The 23,118-nt window shown below is 48.7% G+C and carries 18 protein-coding genes; 15 read left to right on the forward strand and 3 right to left on the reverse strand.

Annotated features, from left to right (window positions below):
* Positions 1 to 6 precede the first annotated feature (6 nt).
* Together O3C43_02110 and O3C43_02115 are read left to right on the forward strand one after the other, a co-directional pair.
* Positions 7 to 1,473, forward strand: a complete 1,467-nt coding sequence (locus tag O3C43_02110) for a sulfatase-like hydrolase/transferase (GenBank protein ID MDA1065277.1) — start codon at positions 7 to 9, stop codon at positions 1,471 to 1,473.
* Positions 1,473 to 3,284, forward strand: a complete 1,812-nt coding sequence (locus O3C43_02115; protein ID MDA1065278.1) for an amidohydrolase — start codon at positions 1,473 to 1,475, stop codon at positions 3,282 to 3,284. The genes O3C43_02110 and O3C43_02115 overlap by 1 nt, the downstream gene beginning before the upstream one ends.
* A gap of 152 nt (positions 3,285 to 3,436) precedes the next feature.
* Here the strand turns inward: O3C43_02115 and O3C43_02120 are convergent, their stop codons facing one another.
* A complete protein-coding gene (locus tag O3C43_02120) occupies positions 3,437 to 5,536 on the reverse strand; it encodes a sodium:solute symporter family protein (protein MDA1065279.1) in 2,100 nt (699 codons plus the stop codon).
* A 257-nt stretch (positions 5,537 to 5,793) separates the two neighbouring features.
* On the opposite strand from O3C43_02120, the gene O3C43_02125 reads away from it, so the two are divergent.
* The 10 genes from O3C43_02125 (at position 5,794) to iolG (ending at position 18,294) form a co-directional block, all read left to right on the forward strand.
* Positions 5,794 to 7,194, forward strand: a complete 1,401-nt coding sequence (locus O3C43_02125; protein MDA1065280.1) for a hypothetical protein — start codon at positions 5,794 to 5,796, stop codon at positions 7,192 to 7,194.
* Between the two features lie 153 nt (positions 7,195 to 7,347).
* On the forward strand, positions 7,348 to 8,373 hold the full coding sequence (locus O3C43_02130) for a cobalamin-independent methionine synthase II family protein (GenBank protein MDA1065281.1): 1,026 nt from the start codon (positions 7,348 to 7,350) through the stop codon (positions 8,371 to 8,373).
* Between the two features lie 377 nt (positions 8,374 to 8,750).
* Positions 8,751 to 10,013, forward strand: a complete 1,263-nt coding sequence (locus O3C43_02135; GenBank protein ID MDA1065282.1) for a divalent metal cation transporter — start codon at positions 8,751 to 8,753, stop codon at positions 10,011 to 10,013.
* A 97-nt stretch (positions 10,014 to 10,110) separates the two neighbouring features.
* On the forward strand, positions 10,111 to 10,953 hold the full coding sequence (locus O3C43_02140; GenBank protein MDA1065283.1) for a 5-deoxy-glucuronate isomerase: 843 nt from the start codon (positions 10,111 to 10,113) through the stop codon (positions 10,951 to 10,953).
* A 2-nt stretch (positions 10,954 to 10,955) separates the two neighbouring features.
* Positions 10,956 to 12,824 carry a 3D-(3,5/4)-trihydroxycyclohexane-1,2-dione acylhydrolase (decyclizing) gene (gene iolD, locus O3C43_02145; GenBank protein ID MDA1065284.1) on the forward strand — a complete coding sequence of 623 codons (1,869 nt, stop codon included), beginning with the start codon at positions 10,956 to 10,958 and terminating at the stop codon, positions 12,822 to 12,824.
* Positions 12,825 to 12,865: 41 nt separating this feature from the next.
* Positions 12,866 to 13,741: a myo-inosose-2 dehydratase gene (gene iolE, locus O3C43_02150; GenBank protein MDA1065285.1), complete on the forward strand. Its 876-nt coding sequence runs from the start codon at positions 12,866 to 12,868 to the stop codon at positions 13,739 to 13,741.
* A gap of 18 nt (positions 13,742 to 13,759) precedes the next feature.
* On the forward strand, positions 13,760 to 14,821 hold the full coding sequence (locus tag O3C43_02155) for a transaldolase (GenBank protein MDA1065286.1): 1,062 nt from the start codon (positions 13,760 to 13,762) through the stop codon (positions 14,819 to 14,821).
* A gap of 23 nt (positions 14,822 to 14,844) precedes the next feature.
* Positions 14,845 to 16,341 carry a CoA-acylating methylmalonate-semialdehyde dehydrogenase gene (locus O3C43_02160; protein MDA1065287.1) on the forward strand — a complete coding sequence of 499 codons (1,497 nt, stop codon included), beginning with the start codon at positions 14,845 to 14,847 and terminating at the stop codon, positions 16,339 to 16,341.
* A 42-nt stretch (positions 16,342 to 16,383) separates the two neighbouring features.
* Complete coding sequence (locus O3C43_02165) at positions 16,384 to 17,226, forward strand: SDR family oxidoreductase (GenBank protein MDA1065288.1); 843 nt, start codon at positions 16,384 to 16,386, stop codon at positions 17,224 to 17,226.
* A 54-nt stretch (positions 17,227 to 17,280) separates the two neighbouring features.
* Positions 17,281 to 18,294 (forward strand): inositol 2-dehydrogenase, encoded by a 1,014-nt coding sequence (iolG, locus tag O3C43_02170; protein MDA1065289.1) that lies wholly within the window; start codon positions 17,281 to 17,283, stop codon positions 18,292 to 18,294.
* Between the two features lie 297 nt (positions 18,295 to 18,591).
* Here iolG and O3C43_02175 read toward each other — a convergent pair whose 3' ends face one another.
* The gene (locus O3C43_02175) at positions 18,592 to 18,996 is read right to left on the reverse strand and encodes a VOC family protein (GenBank protein MDA1065290.1); all 405 of its coding nucleotides are present in this window, start codon (positions 18,994 to 18,996) and stop codon (positions 18,592 to 18,594) included.
* A 147-nt stretch (positions 18,997 to 19,143) separates the two neighbouring features.
* Between O3C43_02175 and O3C43_02180 the strand changes: the two genes are divergently transcribed.
* Entirely contained in the window at positions 19,144 to 20,706 is a 1,563-nt protein-coding gene (locus O3C43_02180) for a sulfatase (GenBank protein MDA1065291.1), read from the forward strand.
* Positions 20,703 to 21,164: a VOC family protein gene (locus tag O3C43_02185; GenBank protein ID MDA1065292.1), complete on the forward strand. Its 462-nt coding sequence runs from the start codon at positions 20,703 to 20,705 to the stop codon at positions 21,162 to 21,164. The genes O3C43_02180 and O3C43_02185 overlap by 4 nt, the downstream gene beginning before the upstream one ends.
* Here the strand turns inward: O3C43_02185 and O3C43_02190 are convergent.
* Positions 21,100 to 21,555, reverse strand: a complete 456-nt coding sequence (locus O3C43_02190) for a DUF6249 domain-containing protein (protein ID MDA1065293.1) — start codon at positions 21,553 to 21,555, stop codon at positions 21,100 to 21,102. The two genes, O3C43_02185 and O3C43_02190, sit on opposite strands and share 65 nt — an antisense overlap.
* A gap of 186 nt (positions 21,556 to 21,741) precedes the next feature.
* Between O3C43_02190 and O3C43_02195 the strand changes: the two genes are divergently transcribed.
* Entirely contained in the window at positions 21,742 to 23,115 is a 1,374-nt protein-coding gene (locus tag O3C43_02195) for a sulfatase (GenBank protein ID MDA1065294.1), read from the forward strand.
* Positions 23,116 to 23,118: the final 3 nt, after the last annotated feature.

Below are 23,118 nucleotides of genomic sequence, written 5' to 3' on the forward strand. Positions count from 1 at the left end.
TTTTGGGTGAAAGAAACAGCGTTGAACATGAATAAGCGGCCAAATGTAATACTTTTTATTGCCGATGGTATGCAGTCGTCGACAGTGACAGCAGGCAGCGCATGTTTGACACCTAACTTTGATCGACTGGCGAGCCGCGGGGTTCGATTCGGGCGAGCCTATTGTTCGACACCGACCTGTTCGCCATCGAGGGCCAGTTTGATGACGGGACTCCTTCCTCACAATCACGGAGTGCTGGAGGTTGAGCACGGTCGGGACGCGGATCAGTGTCTATTACGTACAGACAAACTGCATTTTGCGCAGCGCTTGATTGAGAGCGGTTACTCGACAGCTTACTTTGGCAAATGGCACGTAGAACGAACAAACCGGCTGGAGGATTTCGGCTGGCAAGTGAACCGGGTCAAGAGCGATGAGCATGTGAAATTTATGGGAGTTGGTGACGACGGCGGCTTGCCGGTGGATCCCGAACTGTCCCGCTGGATTGAAGGACCGGTTGCCGGTTATAATCGAGTGCTTCACTACGGCGTTACTGACGTGCCACCTGAAAAACGCTTTGCGCACCGGACTGTCGATGAGGCACTGAATTTTCTTTCCGATAAATACGACGCAAGTGATGGCAACCCCTGGTGCGCGTGTGTGAGCTTTTCCGAACCAAACGAAGCGCTGGTAGTGAGCCGCGAGACCTTTGAGAAGTACGACGTGGATGCGACCCTCCTTCCGGAGAATCTACATGACGACTATTCAGGAAAGCCCAACCTCTACAAACGCGAAGGGGCAATCAGCAAGGAAGTGAGTGACGATGAGTGGCGCATGGCGCTGACCTGTTACTACGGAAGGATTACAGAAGTCGACGCCCAATTGGGTAGACTGCTGGATTGGGTGACGAACACGGGTCAGGCAGAGAATACCGTAGTTATCGCAACGGCGGATCACGGACGTTATGTAGGTAGTCACGGTTTTGACGCGCACAACTTTGGCGCTTTCGAAGAAATTTACCGTGTGCCGATGATCATAGCCGGACCAGGTATCGCTGCTGGGTTCGACTCCGGAGCGCTCGTTAGCCTAGCTGATTTATGTCCTACCATATTGGAGATGGCCGGGGCACAGGTCATTGAGAATTTGGACTTTCGATCTTTCGCCAGTGTCTTGCGAAAGCCTACGGAAAAGGAAGAGGCATTTAATTCTGCCTACGGCGAGTACCACGGCACTCGCTTTCCATTGTGTCAGCGTGTATTGTGGGAAGGTGACTGGAAGTTTGTCTTCAACGGTTTTGATTTTGATGAGTTGTATAATCTCAAAAATGATCCGACGGAGATGGACAACCTGGCTGCTCAACCCGAGCACAAGGACCGCGTTGAGAGCATGATGGCCGGAGTCTGGAAGCGAGCCAAAGAAAGTGGAGATCGCGCCATTGTGGAGACGCACTATTATTCAATGCGGTTTGGGGCAGTGGGGCCCAACGCACTCAGCTAATGAACGCTATCAATTTAAATACGCCCATGAAATTTGCCATCTGCAACGAGACGTTTAATATGAAACTACGACCTTGGTTAATAACTTTGTCACTCCTGACAACACCGCTCATCCTGATTTTTTTCTCGGGCTGTTCTTCAAATTCACAAAAAGCCGACCTCATTGTTTATAACGGGAAGGTAGTTTTAGTTAACGCTGATGATACTCTCGCCGAGGCGATGGCAATTCGAGGCGACAAGATTCTGCGAGTTGGCAGCAACGTTGAGGTATTGGCCCTTAAAGATTCTGCTACCGAGGTGATCGATCTTGAGGGCAAAGCAGTGTTGCCGGGATTGATCGACTCCCACACACACCCGACCAGCGCGAGTATGTTCGAATTCGATCATGAATTGCCAGAGATGCACACAATTCAGGATGTCCTGGATTACGTCAGACTCCAGGCTGGGACAGTTGCAGATAAAGGGTGGATCGTTTTGGAGCAGATTTTTATCACGCGGTTAAATGAGCAACGTTATCCCACACGTGCAGAACTTGATCTGGCAGCGCCACACAATCCGGTAATATTTCGCACCGGCCCGGATGCATCGATGAATTCGCTGGCACTTGAGCATTTTGAAATCGACAAAGACTTTGAGGCACCTCCCGGAAGTAAGATCGAGAAACAACCAGGTACGGGTGAACCGACCGGGATTATTCGAGGCTGGGGCAGCATAATTGATATTCCTTCGACAGGCAGAACTCCGACCGACCAGGACCGTTATGACCGGTTTCGTCTGTTGATTGCGGATTACAATTCGGTGGGAATTACAAGTATTGCTGACCGGAGCACATCAAAAGACTCCATGGCATTATACAAGAAGATGAGAGATCAAGGCGATTTAACCGTGCGCGTTTCTATGTCACGGCATGTTGGGTACACAGGATCGATTGAAGACATCGAAGGAGAAATAAAACAAATCGCGCAGGAACCACTTTTCAAGGATGGCGATTCCATGCTGAAAACGGTCGGGGTAAAAATGTTTCTGGACGGTGGTATGTTAACCGGAAGCGCTTACTTGCGGGAACCGTGGGGTGTCAGTCAAATTTATGGTATCGACGATCCCCTATACCGTGGAATCCGCTTTATGACCGACGAAAAGCTTATCCCTGCAGTACGGACTTGCGTGGAGAATGGTCTGCAATTCACTGCTCACAGCGTAGGAGACGGCGCCGTCCATGCGTTGATTGACGCCTACGAAACGGTTGCCAAGGAAACGCCGATTCGTGCAACCCGGCCCAACATCACTCACAGCAATTTCATGAGTCAGGAAGCGGTCGACCGCATGGCTCGTTTAGGAATATCGGCCGATATCCAACCGGCGTGGCTTTATCTGGATACGCGCACGCTCTCCACACAATTTGGTTACGATCGAATGGCCTACTTCCAACCGTTGAGAAGCCTATTCGATGCAGGCGTCATGGTCGGTGGAGGCAGCGACCATATGCAAAAGATCGGATCGTTTCGATCGGTGAATCCCTACAATCCGTTTCTTGGCATGTGGGTTGCGATTACACGCAAGGCGCGCGACTATGAAGGCAAACTTCATCCCGAACAGGCGCTGACCCGCATGGAGGCGATTCGTTTCTACACCATGAATAATGCTTTCCTACTTTTCCAGGAGGAACGTACCGGCTCCCTTGAGGCGGGAAAGCTGGCTGATTTTGTCATTCTCGACCGTGATATTCTGACTTGTCCGGTTGACGAAATAAAAGAGATAACAGTCACGCGGACTTATCTGAACGGCCAAATCGTGCACTCGGCTAATCCATGAATATCCAAATGAATACTAACGACTGCTTTGTCGCACGTATCAAGAAAGGACAGAGAACCAATTATTAACGGACCAGAAGGAAGACGGTCGTTGGTCTTTGTTCCCGCTGTTTATACATCGGAAGCAGCAGGTAAGAAAGAAAAAGCAAATAATCAGGCACCGATGCTGGCCAACCAGAGAAGGATTCCAACCATTACGAAGCAAACGGCAACAGAGGCAAGAAAACCGATGTAGTCTTTCGGGCGCGGTTTAACGAACTCAAATTCTGTACCGGGGAAAAGGAGACGATCATTGAACCGGTCGGGATTCTGGTACGATTTTTCGAGATTTTGCCTGTCCAAATGGTGGTCAGGGTCGACCTCCGTTTTCATTTTTACGTAGTAACGATCAAGCGCCTCCTTCGTGTTTCGAGGAGTGAAAAAACTGGCGATGATAAGCACAAGAAATGGCAGAACCAGCCGGGTCGGCAGGCGTAGCGTTTCAATGGTCGCCTTTGAGGCATTAGCCAGATCGAATCCAAGCCATTGGTAGAAAAGGAAGTCGATGCGGAAGTCGCCAGTGCCGATCATTGGGGAGTCGTTTTGTTGGACAAGAATTTGCTTTCCGTTTTCTTCCCCTTTCGAGATCGTCTTCAGGGATTGCTGGCTCTGGGGGTTCACTCCACCCTGCCAGAAAATTGATTGGCCACCCGATCGGATGGTTATTTCGATGGGCAACCCGGCAACAGCGACTGGGGGCTCATGACCAACATGGTTGGCTTCCCAGGCTTCACGCTGCGCCACATCTGCCGGTGTCGCTTCGCGTGTGAAAGTCGTGGTCACAATGTTTGTTGTAATGGTGAAGTCTGGATTCGTCTTTATTCCAGGAACGTAGGGTATTACGCCAGGTAAGATCAGAAAAAGAACGAACGAAAATCCGATGGTAATCCAGACAGATACCCGATTGGCTCGTCGCCAAAACATTCCAATCCAGAACGGGGCGGCAAAGAGGATCGGAAGCTCGAGTGCCAGCTTGAACTGCCCGAACACATCGGCCATGGTCAATGCGAAGATGGATGCACCCACGATGATCACCAAGCCGGTAATCCGGGCAACAAAAAGGTAAGTTCTTTCCGATGCCTTGGGATTGATGTAGGCCGCGAATACGTTGCGTGAAACCAGGCCGGAGGTAACGATCATATAGGCGTCGGCCGAGCTCATCATGGCAGCCAACAAACAGGCTAACATAAGCCCAACCAGACCCATGTTGAGAGGACCGAGAATCTCTCGAGCCGCAACGCCCCACACCCGATCCGGGTCGGCGGCGATTTCTGCGTTTCCCGCCAACAGTGCCAATGCTATCAACGCTGTAATAGCCCACCCAATAGTGCAGAGGCGCTTGAGGAAATTTCCAGTGACCAGGCCAATCCGCGCTGCGTCTTCACTCTTTGCCGAGCCACCCCCCGTTGCGATAAAGTGGGGCTGAACCACGATACCGATCAACGCCAGCAAGGTCAGCGAAATGATGTATTGGATAGGAAATTCGCCAGCGCTTGGTCCAGAGAAGAGACTGAAGTAATCGCTTGAGACACGCTCGTGCATGATGGTGAATCCGTCCAACAAACCCATCGTCTGAGGGTCACCAAATTCTTTGACCAACGCCCAAAGCCCGAATGGAATCAGCAGAACCGAAAGTATGATAATAAAAATTCCCTGGATAAGGTCCGTCCAATAAGCAGCGGTTAGGCCACCGAGCACGCCGTAGATGATTACTACGACGGCAATCACAGGTATTATGGTATATTGAAGATCGACACCAAACAAAGATTCGACGCCGAGCAACGGGACCGCAAACTTGGCGATTGCGGAGAACATGGTCGAAAGGTAGGTCATGTAGAAAATAATGGCGAAGACCGTGTAAGCAGCTCCCATCGCTTTTGACTCGTAGCGCTCGACGAACCAATCGCCCAAGGTCAAGTGGCGCATTCTCCGGTACCAGACGCCCGTGATCCAATAAATCGGCGTTACGAACAACCACATCAGCGCAGACCACACACCGCTCAATCCGCTCGTCCAACCCGTCCGTCCGACCGTAACCGGCTCATGAGCACCAGTGCCAGCACCGAACGCGGCAAAGGTTTGGAGCAGCTTTCCGAAACCGCGTCCGCCCATGAAATAATCCTCCTGATTTTTGATTCGCCGCATCGCCCAGATGCCGATTCCAACCATGGCGCCGAAGTAGAGAATGAGAACTGCAATGTCGATCCAGGTCATAGTAAAAATAGCGGTTAAAGGAAATTGGGACTCAATAATCCCGAGTATGGATAAGCTTATAAAGGCTTTCGGTTTTCTATGCGATAGCATTTCCAATGCAGATTGTGATTTCATTTTCGTCAGTCGCTACCCCTCCTCCAAGACAAGCCCCGCGCCGGGTACCGTTGCTCGAAGAGCAGAGACCAAATTTTTTAAAAGATTTTTCGATCCTTTTAAACATCTTGATACGCCTTCGATTCCACTAGAGTTTGAACAGGATGGAAATCCGCATTCATTCGGTCGATGTAGAACGACACGACCTATCGACCCGTATGCCCTTCAAATACGGGATAGTCACCCTGACTCATCTTCCTCACCTTTTTATTCGGATTGAGGCAAGTTTTTCGGGGCAACGTGTTCGAGGAATCTCCGCCGATCATTTGCCGCCCAAGTGGTTTACCAAAGACCCTGAAAAGGATCCCATTGAAGAGATCGATGACATGCTGATGGTTATCGAAAAAGCCAGTCAGCATGCCCGAACAATAGCAGACGAAAGCGTTTTTTCATTTTGGTACCAGCTCTATCAACAACAGGCGGTTTGGGCGACTGAGAACCTGATCCCGCCTTTGCTCGCGCATTTCGGGACGTCCCTGATTGAACGAGCGTTAATTGATGCTTTTTGCCGTTTCCGGAAGGAAAACTTTTCTACCTTACTGCACGCAAATCAGTTCGGCATACACTGGGATAAGCTGAGACCGGAGTTGGCGGGCTACCAGGTAAAGGACCTGCTCCCTCCTCCTTTGAAAACAATTATCGTCAGACACACAGTCGGCATGGTGGATTTTTTGTTCGAGAATGAAATTTCAAAGGAAGAACGTATCCACGATGGATTGCCCCAATCTCTGGAGGCCTGCATAGCGTTTTATGGAGTAACCCATTTTAAAATCAAAGTGAATGGCCAGCTTGAGCAGGACATGCAACGCCTGGAATCCATAGAAGCACTCTTCACTCAAATGAAACTGGAGCAGTTCGCTTTTTCCCTCGACGGAAATGAACAATTTAAAGATGTGGATTCACTCGCCGACTTTTGGAAGGGGATCCAAAGCTCCGATCGAATGAAGGCCTTCTTCGATCACCTACTTTTTATTGAACAACCGTTTCACCGGGACATAGCATTGACTGATGAAATTGGACAAGCATTGCACTCCTGGGAAGATGCGCCTCCCATCATCATTGATGAATCAGATGCAACCCTTGATACGATGCCTCGAGCCCTGGAACTTGGCTACCGGGGGACGAGCCACAAAAATTGCAAAGGGGTTTTTAAAGGAATCCTCAATCGGGCAAGCATCAACTTGAGAAACCGTATGGCCGGATACGAACGCTATTTAATGAGCGGAGAGGATTTGGGAAATATTGGTCCCATAGCGAACCACCAGGATTTGGTCGTACAAGCCTGTCTGGGCAACGAAAGCATCGAAAGAAACGGGCATCATTACTTCAAAGGTCTTTCCTTTTTCGATCGGGATATTCAATCCAAAGCCCTGGAAAGTTTTCCTGAAATTTATTCCGAGGATGCAAGCGGCTATGTTCGACTGAACATCAGAAACGGTAATCTAAATATGAAGGACCTGCTGAACACTCCATTTGGCACCGATCAAAGCCACTTCAAAGACTGAAGCAGAGTCGGACGTTTTCAAATTGCCCGAATCACCAATGAATATTACCCGATCTATGAATTGATAATTCCCGGGGCATCCATGATAATCATAACTCTTAAATCCAGCATTTGATATGCAGGTATATTTATTCCCAAAACACTCGATTACCCTATGAGCTATTCAACCACCCTTCCGACAACTCCGGAGATCCTTACCACTACTGTAGGTTCTTACAGCCCTATTGATTGGCTCGCAGCCCTGCCAAGCGAACAGTCTGTCCTGGATGCAACGGCGGTCGTCATTCATACACAACAGCAGTACGGCATCGACTTACCAACGGATGGGGAACTTTACCGCTTTGATGTAAACCATCCCGACACCAACGGCATGATCGAATATTTCATTTCCCGTCTGGGGTGTATTGATACCCAGATTGGACTGACGGATGCTCGCTCATTCAGGTTGAAGCAGGAAATGAACTTCCGCTTCAAACCAGCGGGTGTGGTGCGCGGACCTATCGGAGAAGGCACGCTCGATTTATTGGAAGCCTGCACACGATCAGCCGCGGTGGCAAACGGACCCCTGAAGTTTACCCTCACCAGTCCATACATGCTGGCACGCACACTTCTGGATAATCATTACGGTGATCTGGGTGAGCTTACACTGGCCATTGCGGACGCACTAGCTGACCAGGTAAGTGAACTTCCCTGTGCGTGTGTTCAGGTCGATGAAGCCAACGTGCCCGGCAGTCCTGAGAATGCTCCGATCGCCCAGGAAGCTATCAACCGAATTCTTGACAAGGTGAAGGGACAAAAGGCGGTGCATTTTTGCTTCGGAAACTATGGAGGTCAGACTATTCAGGCAGGCGGCTGGAAACTACTTATTGATTTCCTCAATGGTTTGCACACCGACCACCTGGTATTGGAACTCGCTCATAGACCCGAGAATGACCTGGAGGCATTGAAGGAAGTGGATCCTAAAATAAAACTGGGGATCGGGGTCATCGACATTAAGGTCAACCACGTCGAATCACCGGATGAAGTCGCGGCCCGAATCGAAAAGGCCGCTCAATATGTAGGCGCAGGACGTATTGGTTGGGTTCACCCTGATTGTGGTTTCTGGATGCTTAAACGCTCTATTGCCAATCGTAAGATGGAGTCGCTGGTTAAAGGCCGAGATTTGTATCTAGGCCGATAGCGTTTGGTGTTTTTGCGATTTTAAATCCCGGCGAGGTTCTCACAGCCATATTTTACAATGTCACCTCGGATTGGGGAAACAGGATGTGATTGTTTTTCACTTCGTTGTCGGTCAAGACCTCGGTACAATTGATGTCAGAAACGGGAGGTTTGCCAAAGTGTAGGAGCGACTTGAGGGGGTGATGTATGAGTCGCGACTAAATTTGCTCCTACAAAAAATTAAGGATGACTATTTCTGCGGTGAATCCGCTGGCAAGGATTTTGACATCTTTCAAAATAACACCCATGGGAAGGGTTCTACAATTTGCAATTGCAAATAGGTAATTCCCGGCGTTCTGTTTTCGTACCTCCATTATCCTACAACCACCAGTATTTGATATGAGCAGTAATGCAAAACCCGACCACGAAACCTCGCAGAATAAACGATCATGGATATTTTCTATTGGTCCCGGTTTGGTGACCGCTTGCGTGGTAATTGGTCCTGGGAGTATTTTAACCAGTTCCAAAGTGGGGGCTGCGGATGGTTATTCAAAATCCTGGGTCGTCGTATTGGCAGTAATTTTTATGCTCACCTACACGGCCCTAGGAGCAAAACTGGCAGTCGTTTCACAACAATCAAACGGTGACCTTGTTCGAAAGCACGCGGGAAGCTGGCTGGCGATTCTTATTGGCCTAAGTGTATTTTTCATATCGGCCGGATTCCAATTCGGAAATAATTTAGGCGTACATGCCGCCATCTCCACCTACGTGGAAGGTGACTACTGGGTTATCCTGTTTAACGCTGTTGCGCTGGCGTTTGTGTTTGGATTCCGCAACTTGTATTCGGCACTGGAAAAGTTAATGACCTGTTTCGTAGGCCTCATGTTGGTTTCCTTCGCGGTCAATCTGTTTTTCGCAAAACCGGCCGTCGGTGAGCTGGTTGTTGGCTTTGTCCCATCTGGCCTTTCAGAAATCGGCCTGCCTTTGCTCGGACTTGTCGGTACGACCTTTGTGATATCAGCGGCTTACTATCAGTCCTACCTGGTTCGTTTCAAGGGTTGGCAAATTAAGGACTTGAAAGCTGGCATGGTAGATGCGCGGGTTTCAGCCATCATCATGGCCTTGATCACCCTGATGCTAATGATAACTGCGGCAGCTGTTTTGCGCGGAAAAGAACTTAACTCTCCAGCTGATGTTGCGAATTCCCTTTATCCGTTATTCGGTGAAAAAGGCCGGATCATATTCAGCCTTGGATTATTTTCAGCAGCGTTTTCATCCTTCATCGTAAATTCCATGATTGGAGGATTCATTCTGTCCGACGGATTCAATCTCGGAAGTACTCCACAAGAAAAAATTCCGCGAATTTTGACCGGTGTAGTCCTCCTCACCGGGATGGGCGTTGCGCTTTATGCCATCAAAGCCCAAGTCAGTCCAGTCGCCGCCATCGTAGCCGCTCAAGCGGCGGTCGTGATTGCTTCACCCGTGGTTGCAGGCACTTTACTGTGGCTGACAAATCGTACCGATATCATGGGGGATTACAAAAACAGTAAAGGATTGAACACAGTAGCCGGTATCGGGTTTGTCCTACTCCTTGCCATGGCTTACAATACAGCTGTCTATAAGTTCTATCCCATGCTGCTGGAATTCGTCGGGACAAATTGATTAACCATGGTTAAAGGCTTTAATAATTTGGCCCGACTAAAAGATTTCCTAGTCAACGACCCTTAGGAAAGTGTAAATTTATTTCATCAGTTCTTCTATGCAAAACTCCCCAAACAGTCCAACATCCCATTTAGTCCCCAGGCCTACCGAAGGTTACGGAAAAGGATACACAAAAATAACCGAAGCAGGTGATACAAGCGCAGGCGGATTGGATACCCAGATGGATTTCGGTATTCTGGTTCATGGTCCGGATGAGCCTGTTGAAGAAACACATGCAAAAGAGTCGGTTTGGGTATTGATCAGAGGCGAGGCCCAAGTCAGTGCGGGCGACCAGAATCTGGTATTGAAACGGGAGTCGATTTTCGACGAGGCCCCGACGGCTATCCACGTCGGCCCTGATACTCCTTTATCTATTGTGCCTCTCAGCAAGGAAGTGGAATGGGCTGTAACGCGAACCACCAATGACAGGAAACTTACTCCCCGCATTTATACTCCCGATAATTTATCTCCTGAATACCGTGGTGCCGGCCTGGTTCAGAATGCCTGCCTGAGAAATGTTCGCTTGATTTTCGATTACGACACCAACCCCGAGGCAAACCTCGTTATTGGAGAAGTCGTCAACTACCCAGGGAAATGGTCCAGCTACCCACCCCATCACCACGACCAGCCAGAAATCTACCATTACCGATTTACAGAACCGCAAGGGTATGGACACGCAGAACTGGGCGATGCTGTTTTTAAGGTCCAGCAAAACGACACCATGATTATTCCACCTCAACTGGATCATGCCCAGGTTTCGGCGCCCGGTTATGGCATGTGGTATTTATGGGTGATCCGTCACCTGGAAAATAATCCCTATACCGGATTTGAATTTACGGCTGATCATGCCTGGACCCTGGATGCAGCCAACCAAGGTTGGGAACCCAAAAAAGACAACTAATTATGAAAACCGAACGACTTTCCGTTGGCGCAGCCATCGTCAAATTTCTACAAAACCAATACGTAGCCCGTGATGGCCAGGAACACCGTCTGATTAATGGTGTATTCGGCATTTTTGGACACGGAAATGTGACCGGCCTCGGTCAAGCTTTGGAGGAGTATGGCGGCAACGGACTTCCCTTTTACCAAGGCAAAAACGAACAATGCATGGTTCACTCAGCAACCGCGTTTGCCAAAGCTCGACGTAGATTGGGAACCTTGGCCTGTACTTCATCCATTGGCCCAGGCGCGACTAACATGATTACCGGTGCGGCAACTGCTACGGTCAACCGGCTACCGGTTCTACTCCTGCCTGGAGATATTTTTGCAAGCCGAATTCCTGGACCAGTATTGCAACAACTTGAAAATCCGCACACCCAGGACTCCGGAGTAAATGACTGTTTCAAACCGGTTTCCAAATATTGGGATCGCATTTATCGTCCCGAGCAACTGCTCAGCGCTTTGCCCGAAGCCATGCGAGTGTTGGCGGACCCTGCACAAACCGGAGCAGTAACCCTTTGCTTGCCGCAAGACGTTCAAGCCGAGAGTTTTGATTTTCCAGAACATTTATTTCAGCGCCGGGTATACACCATACAGCGAACGCCCGTAGGGAAAGAAGTCTTACTGGAAGCTTGTCGCCAAATAAAAGAGGCGAAACAACCACTCATTGTTGCAGGCGGCGGCATTCACTATTCCGAAGCAGAAGAAGCACTACGAATTTTTGCTGAACAAACCGGTATTCCAGTGGTGGTATCTCAAGCCGGCAAAGGGTCGTTGCTGGAAAGTCATCCGCAGTGCCTTGGATCCGTGGGAGCCACCGGAAATTCCGCCGGCAATCGAGCAGCTGTTGAAGCAGACCTGGTAATCAATATCGGTACACGTTTGTCAGATTTTACCACCGCCTCGAAATCGCAGTTCCAAAACCCGGACGTCCGGTTTATTGCCATCAATGTTCACGCCATGGATGCTCACAAACACGGTGCCTTTCCAATGGTGGGAGACGCCAGGGCCATCATTGAGGACCTGACAGACGCACTGAATGGTCATTCAATTCCTGAAAGCTACGCCAAGGACATCTCTGCTTGGAAATCGAGCTGGAACACAACACGTGAAGACATTGTTCATCCGAAAAACGAGGAAGGGCTTCTCTACCAGAGTGAAGCCATTCACATCCTTAATGAATTTGGTGATGAAAACTCGACCACCGTTCACGCGTCCGGCGGAGTTCCCGGCGACATTCACAAGCTTTGGAATTGCAAAGACGCCATGGATTATCATTCCGAATACGGTTTCTCCTGCATGGGTTACGAAATTGCCGGAGCCATGGGCGTGAAATTGGCGGACCCCAATCGCGAAGTTTATACGTTGGTCGGTGATGGGAGCTACATGATGCTGAGCCAGGATATTGTAACCTCCATTCAGGAAGGCCTGAAAATTACCATCGTGTTATTGGATAATCACGGATTCCAGTGCATCCGCGGCCTGCAAACCAGTTGTGGTGGAAACGAATTCGGCAACGAGTTCCGTCATCGTGAGAAGGAAAACAATCGATTGGATGGAGAGTTCGTGGAAATTGATTTCTGCGCAAACGCCAAGAGTATGGGAGCGATCGTATTCAGGGCAGAGGACGAAGCATCTTTTATTGAGGCTCTGGCGAAAGCAAAAGAGGAAACCCGGACCACTTTGATTTACGTTCCCATTCGCAGAGAATCCAATGTTCCCGGTTATTCCTGGTGGGAAGTACCCGTCTCCGGATCCTCTAATCTTCCACCGGTTCAAATGGCGCATGAGAACTACAACGAAGCAAAAAAGAAGCAAAGGTTTTACTATTGAACACACATGATAAATTCCGGGAACTAAACAACCCCCTAGGGGTGCATCCCATCAATTGGAGCAATGACGACTTCAGAGACTTGGGCGGAACCACTCCTTTAGAAACTTGTTTTCAGCAGATGCAGGAAGCGGGTTACGTTGGAACCGAGGTTGGTCACAAATATTCCCAAGACCCAGACGAACTCCGGCCAATGATGAACAGGTTTCAATTGCGACTCATTGGTGGCTGGCACAGCACTTATCTCGCAGAGAAAGAGTACGAAGAAGAGGAAAGCAGTTTTTTAAAATACCTTCACTTCCTGAAGTCCATGGATGCTTCTGTGGTCGTTGTGGCCGAAAGCAGTCAGGCGATTCATGGTGATGAATCAGCCCCGCTTAAGTTTGGTCCCGACCTGATAACCATCTCCGAAGACCAATGGGAAAGGGTCTACCAAGGTCTGGACAAATTAAGCGACCTGGCAGCGTCAGAAGGGTTACCAGTCGTTTACCACCATCACATGGGAACCGTGGTTCAATCGGAATCCTCCCTCGATGCGTTGATGTCCAACACGAAAAAACTGAAGCTCCTTTTTGATACCGGGCACCTGACCTTTGCAGGTATCAATCCTGAAACCATTCTGGACCGTTACCTGGACCGTATCGCTCATGTGCATTTAAAAAACGTTCGCCAAAGAGTGGTGCAAGAGGTTCGAGAAAAAGGACTCTCCTTTGGTCAAGCGGTCCGCGCTGGTGTTTATACGGTGCCAGGAGACGAAATCGAAACGGGGGTTGATTATCCACATCTGCTAGCTCGCCTTGCCGAAAACGGTTATAGCGGTTGGTATGTAGTCGAAGCTGAACAAGACCCGCTTATGGCCGATCCTTTTGATTATGCGCGAATGGCACGAAAATACATTCGCGAAACAACTGGTTTATAAATTTAAACAATCCTTATTATGTCCGATACACAGACAACGAGTCAGAACAACATGCAACGCATGAAAGATTTGGGCGCCGATTGGTGGAACGACTCATGCGATATTCAGGAATTGTCCGATGCAGTTCAAACCGGTGCGGTTGGTGCAACCTCCAACCCGGTCATTGTGGCTGCAGCCGTGAAGCAGGATGCGGCTCGCTGGATTCCTGTGCTGAAGGATTTGATAAGAGACAATCCTTCTGACTCAGAGGAGGACATTGCCTGGAAACTCATTGCGCGCGTGGGAATGGACGCATCCAAACTATTGCTCCCGGTATTCGAAAAAACAAACGGCGTAAAAGGACACCTTTGCCTTCAGGTAAATCCGAAGTATTACCGCAATACCGAACGCATGGTCGAACACGGGAAGGAGCTCGCAGCATTGGCACCCAACATTGCAATAAAAGCGCCAGCAACCAAGGCCGGGATCGCTGCATTTGAAGAAATGACCGCGGCAGGTATTCGTGTAAATGTGACGGTTTCTTTTTCTGTAGCTCAGGCTGTGGCAGCAGCAGAAGCCATAGAACGTGGCTTGAAGCGGGCCGAAAACCCGGACGCCAATCATCCGTACATCACCATCATGGTGGGTCGCGTGGACGATCAACTCAAACGTTCAGCCGCAAGTAAGCATATCGATGCCGATCCAGCTGCGCTTGAATGGGGAGGTGTTGCCGTTTTCAAACACGCCGCAGAAATATTTCGCGAACGCGGTTATAAATCAACCCTCCTCGCCGCAGCCTACAGAAACCAGGTACAATGGTCGGAGATCATTGGTCCTGATGTGCTTCAGTCGATTCCTTATGGTTGGTGGAAGAAGTATAACGAGGCGGAAATAACTCCCAGGTTGAGTCTGAACGAACCGATGGACAAAACTATTTTAAGCGAGCTGATGAAGTTTGATGATTTTAAGCAGGCCTATTACGAAGACGGGATGACACCTGACGAGTTCGTCAGTTACGGAGCATCTATCAATACGATTACTCAATTCATTGAAGGGTATGAAGGTCTTCTTAAAGTGGTTCGCAGCCTCATGCTTATTTAATTCATTTTCAAAAAAACATTTTCATGAGCACTTCAACAGAAACATTGTTACCCTGCCCTCTTTTCATAAACGGCGAATGGATCGACCGGTCTGATCTTCCAACCAGTCCGGTACACAACCCATCAACGGGTGCGATCATCGCCGAAACACCGCTGGCGGATACTGCTACGGTTGGACAGGCTATTCAGGCAGCCCAGGATGCATTTCCAGCTTGGTGGGAAACTCCAGCCATGGAACGAGCACGAGTTCTTTTTAGGTACCGGGCATTATTGGAAAAAGATTTTGATGCGATCTGCAGAATCATCAGTATGGAACACGGCAAGACATTCGGTGAATCGCGGGGAGAAATGCAGCGGGGATTGGAGTGTGTTGAGTACGCTTGCGGAATAACCGAACTACTCAAAGGAGAATACCTGGAAAATATCGCACGCGGCATCGATTGTGAAGTGATTCGTCAACCACTCGGCGTATGCGCCGGAATTACTCCATTTAACTTTCCTGCAATGATCGCCATGTGGATGTTCCCCTTGGCAATCGCTTCCGGCAATACCTACATTTTTAAACCAAGTGAAAAAGTTCCGCTGACGGCCATCCGCCTAATAGAACTTCTCGACAAAGCAGGACTTCCGAAGGGAGTCCTCAATCTTGTCCACGGCGGAAAGGAAAGTGTGGATGCCCTACTCACCCACCCAGCCGTACGGGCGATTTCATTTGTCGGCTCAACGCCTGTGGCAAAATACATTTACGAAACCGGCACAAAAAACGGCAAACGGGTACAGGCCAACGGCGGGGCAAAGAATCATGTCATCATCATGCCCGATGCCGAAGTTAAAAACTCGGTCGATGGAATCATGGGAGGAGCTTTTGGTTGTGCAGGTGAGCGTTGCATGGCAATTGCAAATGCGGTCTGCGTTGGAGATGCATCTATAACGGTGCTTCCGGAGCTGGTAGAAGCCGCCCGCAATCTGAAAGTCGGACCCACCGACCGCGACCCTCAACCTCAGATGGGTGCAGTCATAACTCGTGAACATTGCGATCGGGTAACAGAATTGATTACCCAAGGCGGAGATGAAGGCGGCAAGATCTTGAATGATGGACGCTCACTAAAAGTCTCCGAAGCCCCGAACGGCTTTTATCTTGGAGCGACGATTATCGACGATGTTCAACCACAATCCGTTTTGGCCAGGACAGAAATTTTCGGTCCCGTCCTCAGTGTCTTGCGAGCAGGCAACCTGGAAGAAGCATTGGAATTGGCCAACGCTTCCGCATTTGGAAACGGTACCGCAATATTCACTACCTCGGGCAGCGCCGCGCGCGAATTCAAACACCGGGTAAGAGCAGGTATGGTTGGTATTAACGTGGGAGTCCCTGCGCCCATGGCGATGTTCCCGTTTAGTGGATGGGACCAATCCTTTTTTGGTGACCTTCACATTCAAGGGAGTGACGGCGTTCGATTCTTTACCCGCGAAAAAACGGTTACCTCACGATGGTTCGGTGATGAAGACGTATGGAGAAAGTAAGCAGGTTAAACTCATCTCCCTCCAACTCTTTCTCTCGGAATTATGGACAAACCATTTGAAGATCTAAAAAACAAAACCGTGGCGATTACCGGCGGAGCCGGTGTCATAGGTCACGCACTCGCTCACGGGTTAGCATCAGTTGGCATGAATATCGCCATACTGGATCTCGACCTTGAAAAGGCTCAGACTCTGGCGAAAGAGCTATCCGAAACACATGCAATCAAGAGCACAGGCATCGCCTGCAATGTACTCGAAAAATCCTCCATTGAGGAGGCGCGTGATGCTTTGGTTAATCATTTTGGTCAGCTGGATTTCCTGATTAATGGTGCTGGTGGAAATAGCCCTAAAGCGTCTACTGAAATCGAACAGATTGAAAAGGATGCTCCTGATCTAAAAGGGTCCTTTTTCGATATTCCGGAAAATGAATTCCGCCGCACGCTGGATCTAAATCTCATGGGAACCGTTCTCCCTTCTCAAATATTGGGACAGCTATTGGTTCGACAGGGAAAAGGAACCATATTGAATATTTCTTCAATGAATGCCTACCGGCCCTTGACAAAAATACCGGCCTATTCAGCAGGCAAATGTGCTGTGAGTAATTTCACGGAATGGCTGGCAGTGCACTTGGCCAAAACAGGCGTTCGGGTAAACGCCATCGCACCAGGATTTTTCCTGACCGAGCAATTAAAATTTTTGGCCTACGACGAAAGCGGCGAACTAACCGACCGTTATCGTCGCGTACTTCAACTCACCCCCATGCACCGATTTGGACATCAGGATGAGCTCATCGGCCCTACCCTATTTCTGCTATCGGAGTTATCTGCATTTATTACGGGTGTAATTATCCCGGTGGACGGAGGGTTCAACGCATATAGCGGAGTGTAAGGAATTTTAAATGGAATCGATCGAAAATAGACACCTAAGAGAAATCTGGAATTTATGAATAAAAAAGTGAATATCGGAGTGATTGGCCTCGGTCGCCTTGGCAGCCTTTATACCAACTATTGCGCTAACCGGTTACCGCATGCGAATCTCGTGGCTGTTTCAGATGTGCGCGAAGAGGTAGCCAAACAAGTAGCAGAACAATACGGCGCGAAACGTTGGTATCAAAATTATAAAGACCTGTTGGCGGATGATGAGGTAGAGGCAATCGTCATTGTCACACCCACCAACCTCCACAAGCCAGTTGCGATCGACGCTGCTCGCGCAGGTAAAGCAATTTTCTGCGAAAAACCACTCTCCCTTAGCATCGCTGAATGTATTGAAATTAAAAACGTGATGGAAGAAACGAGAGCCTTCTTCCAAATGGGATTTATGCGCCGCTTCGACAGCGCCTATATTGCAGCAAAACAGAAAATCGAAGAAGGTGTCATTGGAAAACGCGTGCAATACAAGGCTACCTCCCGTGACCGTGTCCGACCAGAACTAGACTTCTTGAGACCGGAAAACAGTGGCGGCCTTTTCGTAGATATGGGCATTCACGATTTCGACATTGCCCGCTTTTTGATGGGCGAGGTTAAAAGTGTATTTACGGTTGCCGGTGTGCTTGCTTATCCAGAAATGAAAGAGATTGGCGATGTCGATAACGCGATCGTAACGATGTATTTCGAGGACGGCACACTGGGTGCGGTAGATCTTTCCCGCAACGCGATCTACGGTTACGATATCCAGGCTGAAATTCTTGGAACTGAAGGAACCCTCCAGATGGGATATACCCAAGAGACTCCTATTCGGGTCATGAAAGAAAACAATATCTCTCACGATACAGTGCCTGGATTTTATGAGCGATTTGAAAAAGCCTATGTTAATCAACTAGCAGATTTCGTGGATAACGTCCGGAACAATAAAAATCCATCGATCACGGTCAACGATGGAATTGAAGCTTTGAAAATTGCCCTGGCGGCAGCCAAATCCTACCATGAAAATCGTCAGGTGGATCTCTCTGAGATATAAATCAAAACCCTGTGGCAATACCGAGGCCTTGGCCGACAGCGAAGCGAACAACAACCACAGGGTATGAAAGGCTTAAAACATCCCACCAGATGTTCGCATTCTACTTATCATTTTCATTTTCTCCAAAAGACTGAGCGGACATCGTTGATGGTATGCTCGGCAGCAAGCTACCTCCTACATTTCGTATCGCAAATACAACTGTAGGAGGTAGCTCGCTGCCGATTTCGAATGCTCAAACTTCCTATCAGTCACCGACCCCGCGGCAGAGACCACGGGGAATTACATGTTAAAGTCGGTCTAAAAATCCCAATCTCCACCCCATAAAGTAGGTGGTGCTATTTCCACGCTATTGCCGGAAGGATCGCGGACATACAAGCTATGTGATCCAGCCTCCCAGGGAACTTCTTTTTCGAGCTCGACGCCAAACTTTTCAAAATGATCTTTCCATTTCTGAATCGAATCAGATGAAGCAGCAAATGCGATATGCCCTTCACCGGCCGTACCGTGATGAGGGATACCTCGATCTTTGACCAAACTTTCCTTTGGGTTAAAAATTAGCAGCACACTGCCTGGCAACCGGAAGACAAGAAAGAGCGAAGACTCCTTAATCAGGGTTAAGCCCAACACACCTTCGTAGAATGATTTCACAGATGGCAAATCCTCGGAATAAAGAATGGTTTCAAAAATTCGATCAACTTTCATGAGCTTATAAGTTACTATACTTTATCCCCAACATCTATCGACTCTTAACCATTGAAGGAACTCAATTTTAATAATCTACCGGACATTGACCATTCTCCCAGGAACGTATTTTATTCCACCCTACTTCTCCTCCTACCCACCCCGTTAATGAAAAACGATACTAAAAGAATTCTTAATATACTGGGCATCATTGTCGCCATTTTAAGCGCCAACCTCCCCAAGGTTTCAGCAAGCAGCCACCGTAATGAAGGAAAGCCCAATATCATTCTGATCTTCGCGGATGACTTGGGATACGGCGACGTAGGGATTTTTAACAAGAATTGTCCATTCGAAACTCCAAGACTCGACCGCATGGCAAGGGAGGGTGCCATGCTGACCGACTTTTATGTGCCGACACCTTATTGCGCGCCGTCACGAGGAACGATCCTGACAGGTAGATATCCTTTCAGACATAGTGTCGTTAGAAACCCGGCACCCGATGCTGGACAAAACAATATCGGCCTGCCGTCCTCCGAGATCACCATAGCAGAGGTATTGAAGGAACAAGGATACGGCACAGCGATGTTTGGGAAATGGCACCTGGGGCACCGTGAACAATGGCTACCACGCACTCAGGGATTTGATGAGTATCAAGGCATCCTTTACTCCAACGATATGTTCCCCGTCCAAATGGTTAAGAATGAGGAAGTCATTGAATATCCTGTATTTCAAGGGAAGCTTTCGCAACTATACACCGACCTGACCCTGGATTACATCCGACGCAAAAAAGATGAACCCTTCTTTGTATATTTGCCTATGGCAATGCCGCACAAGCCGCTCGCTGTATCGGATAATTTTTATACACCGGACACACCAGACAACTTGTATGCGGATGTGATTAAGGAGTTGGACTTCTCAGTTGGTCGCATTCTTGACGGGCTGAAGGAGCTCAATTTAGAAAAAAACACCCTCGTCCTTTTCACATCAGACAACGGACCTTTTTACGGAGGTTCGTCCGCTGGATTACGTGGCATGAAAGGGCGAACCTGGGAAGGTGGATTGCGCGTGCCGGTGATCGCTTACATGCCTGGAACGATTCCACAGGGAGTAGTCAATCATCACCCGGCAGCGACGATCGACATTCTTCCGACTATTTGCGATCTAACTCAAATTCCAGTGCCGACGGACCGAACGATTGATGGGATGTCCATTCTAAACATGCTAAAGGACAGCAGTCATCCGAGTCCTCATGAAGCTATTTTCGGAATGAGCGGAGCCAATCTGGCCATGATTCGTTCTGGAAACTGGAAGCTGCATGTTCGCAATCCAGGCTCTGTAAACATGGTCGATCTTCCACCGGAAGAAGCGAGAAAACGGCTCAATCGAAGAGCTCCGGACGGGGTTACGATAATAGCTCCTTTTGAACAACCAGACCCGACCGAATATCCGGGCATATCAACAGGGGTGGAACCCAAGGCGATGATGCTGTTCAATATGGAAACTGATCCCGGCGAACAGATCGACGTAGCTGAAATCTATCCGGATGTTGTGAAACGCTTAAAGAAACTCTTTGACCAAACGGAGGACCAAATTCCTGATTTTCCTGCTCCCGAAGTTGAATTCTTATTAACCGATGAGGCTCAGAAGAGTGGAGAGCTCATGCGACTCATTGGTGGAGAGCTCCGCTATGACCGCATTCCCAATTCCCAAAAGCACCTACTGAAAAAGTGAAGCAAAACATCGGCTACATCTCCCTCATCATTCCGAACTACCAAGAAGCTCGAGACTATTATACGGGAGTGCTCAATTTCGATCTACTTGAGGACACGGACTTGGGAGAAGGAAAACGTTGGTTACTGGTAGCTCCCAAAGGCTCAACAGGGACTGCAATCGTTTTAGCAGAAGCAAAGACAGAGGACGAAAAACAAATGGTCGGTAACCAGGGAGCAGGACGCGTATTTCTTTTTCTCCACACGGATGATTTTTACCGCGACTACAAGGCGTACCGGGAAATGGGAGTTGAATTCCTCGAAGATCCCAGAGTTGAACCCTATGGAACCGTAGCCGTCTTTCAGGATATGTTCGGCAACAAATGGGACCTACTTGAATTGAAGCAGGTGTGGATTACCCTTCTTCGTTTGAGCCTTTGGCATCCAACTTTGCCGCAATCAGATATCCTATTCCAATGAATAGAGGTATTATTCCAATAGCCGAGGATCGCCCGGCTCCGGAAAAGTTATATATACTGCTCCCGGTGAGTATAAAAAGGGTCAATGAAATCCCCAATCCGACTGAACACCAGATCAAGCCCTTACGAATATCCGATACAGGTTGCCAATTCTTTGGTTTGCCGCGATCTGCCAGCAATTCCTCAGGCACTTCTTTTCCTAATTCCAGATATTTCTGAATGGTAGCATGTCGATTCTTGTCCACAATACGCAACCATCCAAAAATAACTAAGAGAGCCACGAGAGAAAACGCCATGCCTGCAAAAGGAATGAATAATGGGATGTTTGAGCCAATACTTCCAAATCCAAACAGCCAGTGAGTCGATGGAGATTCCATCAAATGATTGAGCATATGTTCCATGAGTAACGCCCAACAATGCAGGAAAGACTACTATTTGTTTGATCCATTTTTTCATAATAACAAAGGTGTGTTTATCCTATTGGACGGGATAGATGGGCCGATTGGATTCAACTTTCTAAGAAAACTTAATTTTTCACCATCGACCATCTTTCTCTTACGTATTTCAACACTTTCTATATGAAACTCCTACCCATCCTGTGCTTACTCGCCGCCGGGCTTTCTGCTGCTGATCGAACGAACATCCTATTCCTGTTTATTGACGATCAGGGTTATTACGACCTCGGGTGTTATGGGGCCACCGAAGTTGAGACGCCCCATATCGATAGAATGGCCGCAGAAGGAATTCGATTCACGGATTATTATGCAGCAGCTCCTATTTGTAGTCCCTCCCGCGCCGGACTTTTGACCGGTTGTTATCCAAGACGCATTGGCAATCACATCTGGGTTCATAGAGCAGATTCGAATTCCGGAATTCATCCCTCTGAAATTACGCTTGGTGAGATGTTTAAAAAAGCAGGCTACACAACTGCTTGCATTGGAAAATGGCATTTGGGTTTCAAGGAACCGTTTCTTCCCAAGAACCAGGGCTTCGATTATTACTTCGGCTTACTCCACAATCTGGATCCGGTTGAAATAGTTTATTTCAAAGATGAAGGCGGAGTTCCTCTCATGAGAAACAATCAGGTCGTTAAAAGACCGGCAGACCCGGCGGAGCTCACTGAGATCTACACCGACGAAGCGATAGCTTTTATTGAAAGAAACAAAGAGAATCCATTTTTCCTATATCTGCCACACACCATGCTTCACAATCCCCTGGGAGTGAGCGACCCATTTAAAGGCTCATCTAAATGGGGTGAATACGGAGATGCCATTCAAGAATTGGATCACAATGTTGGGCGTATTTTCAGGACCCTCGAAGATCTGGGTCTTGATGAAAATACCCTGGTGGTCTACGCCTCCGACAACGGCCGTCAGCCAGGTAGAAATGTCAAACAACCGATTAAAGGCTCGAAACTATCCACATACGAAGGAGGCATTCGAGTACCGGCTATTGCTTGGGGACCTGGGGTCGGAATTCGCCAAGGGCACGAATCGAGCGAAGTGGTAACGGCCATGGATTGGTTTCCAAGCCTGGCAACCATGGCCAACATCAAGGTGAATGAAAACCGAACCATTGATGGACGAGATATCACGCCGTTGCTGAAAGGAGAAACCGATGTGGTTCCAGCTGCAGGTTACGGTTCGGCACTCAACACAGGTTCTCCCCTCCGACGCAGATGGGCACCGCTAGGAGAATGGGCGGATCTCATTACGCGAGATGAATATCTTAATGCTTTCTTTTATCACGGAAGCCAGGGTGCCCTGTCCGCAGTCAGGTCTGGTAAATGGAAACTGTATTTGAACCCTTCTCTTACTCTTTTCGACCTGGAAGCAGATCCCGGTGAAAAGAATCCGATACGAGACTCAATAGCCCTCAGGAAACTCCGGGGCATGGCAATTCTCTTTCAAGAAGAAATGCGCCTCGATGTTCGACCTGCCGGTGATATGTAGATT

It is taken from the genome of Verrucomicrobiota bacterium, from assembly GCA_027622555.1.
Classification (GTDB): Bacteria; Verrucomicrobiota; Verrucomicrobiia; order Opitutales; family UBA2995; genus UBA2995.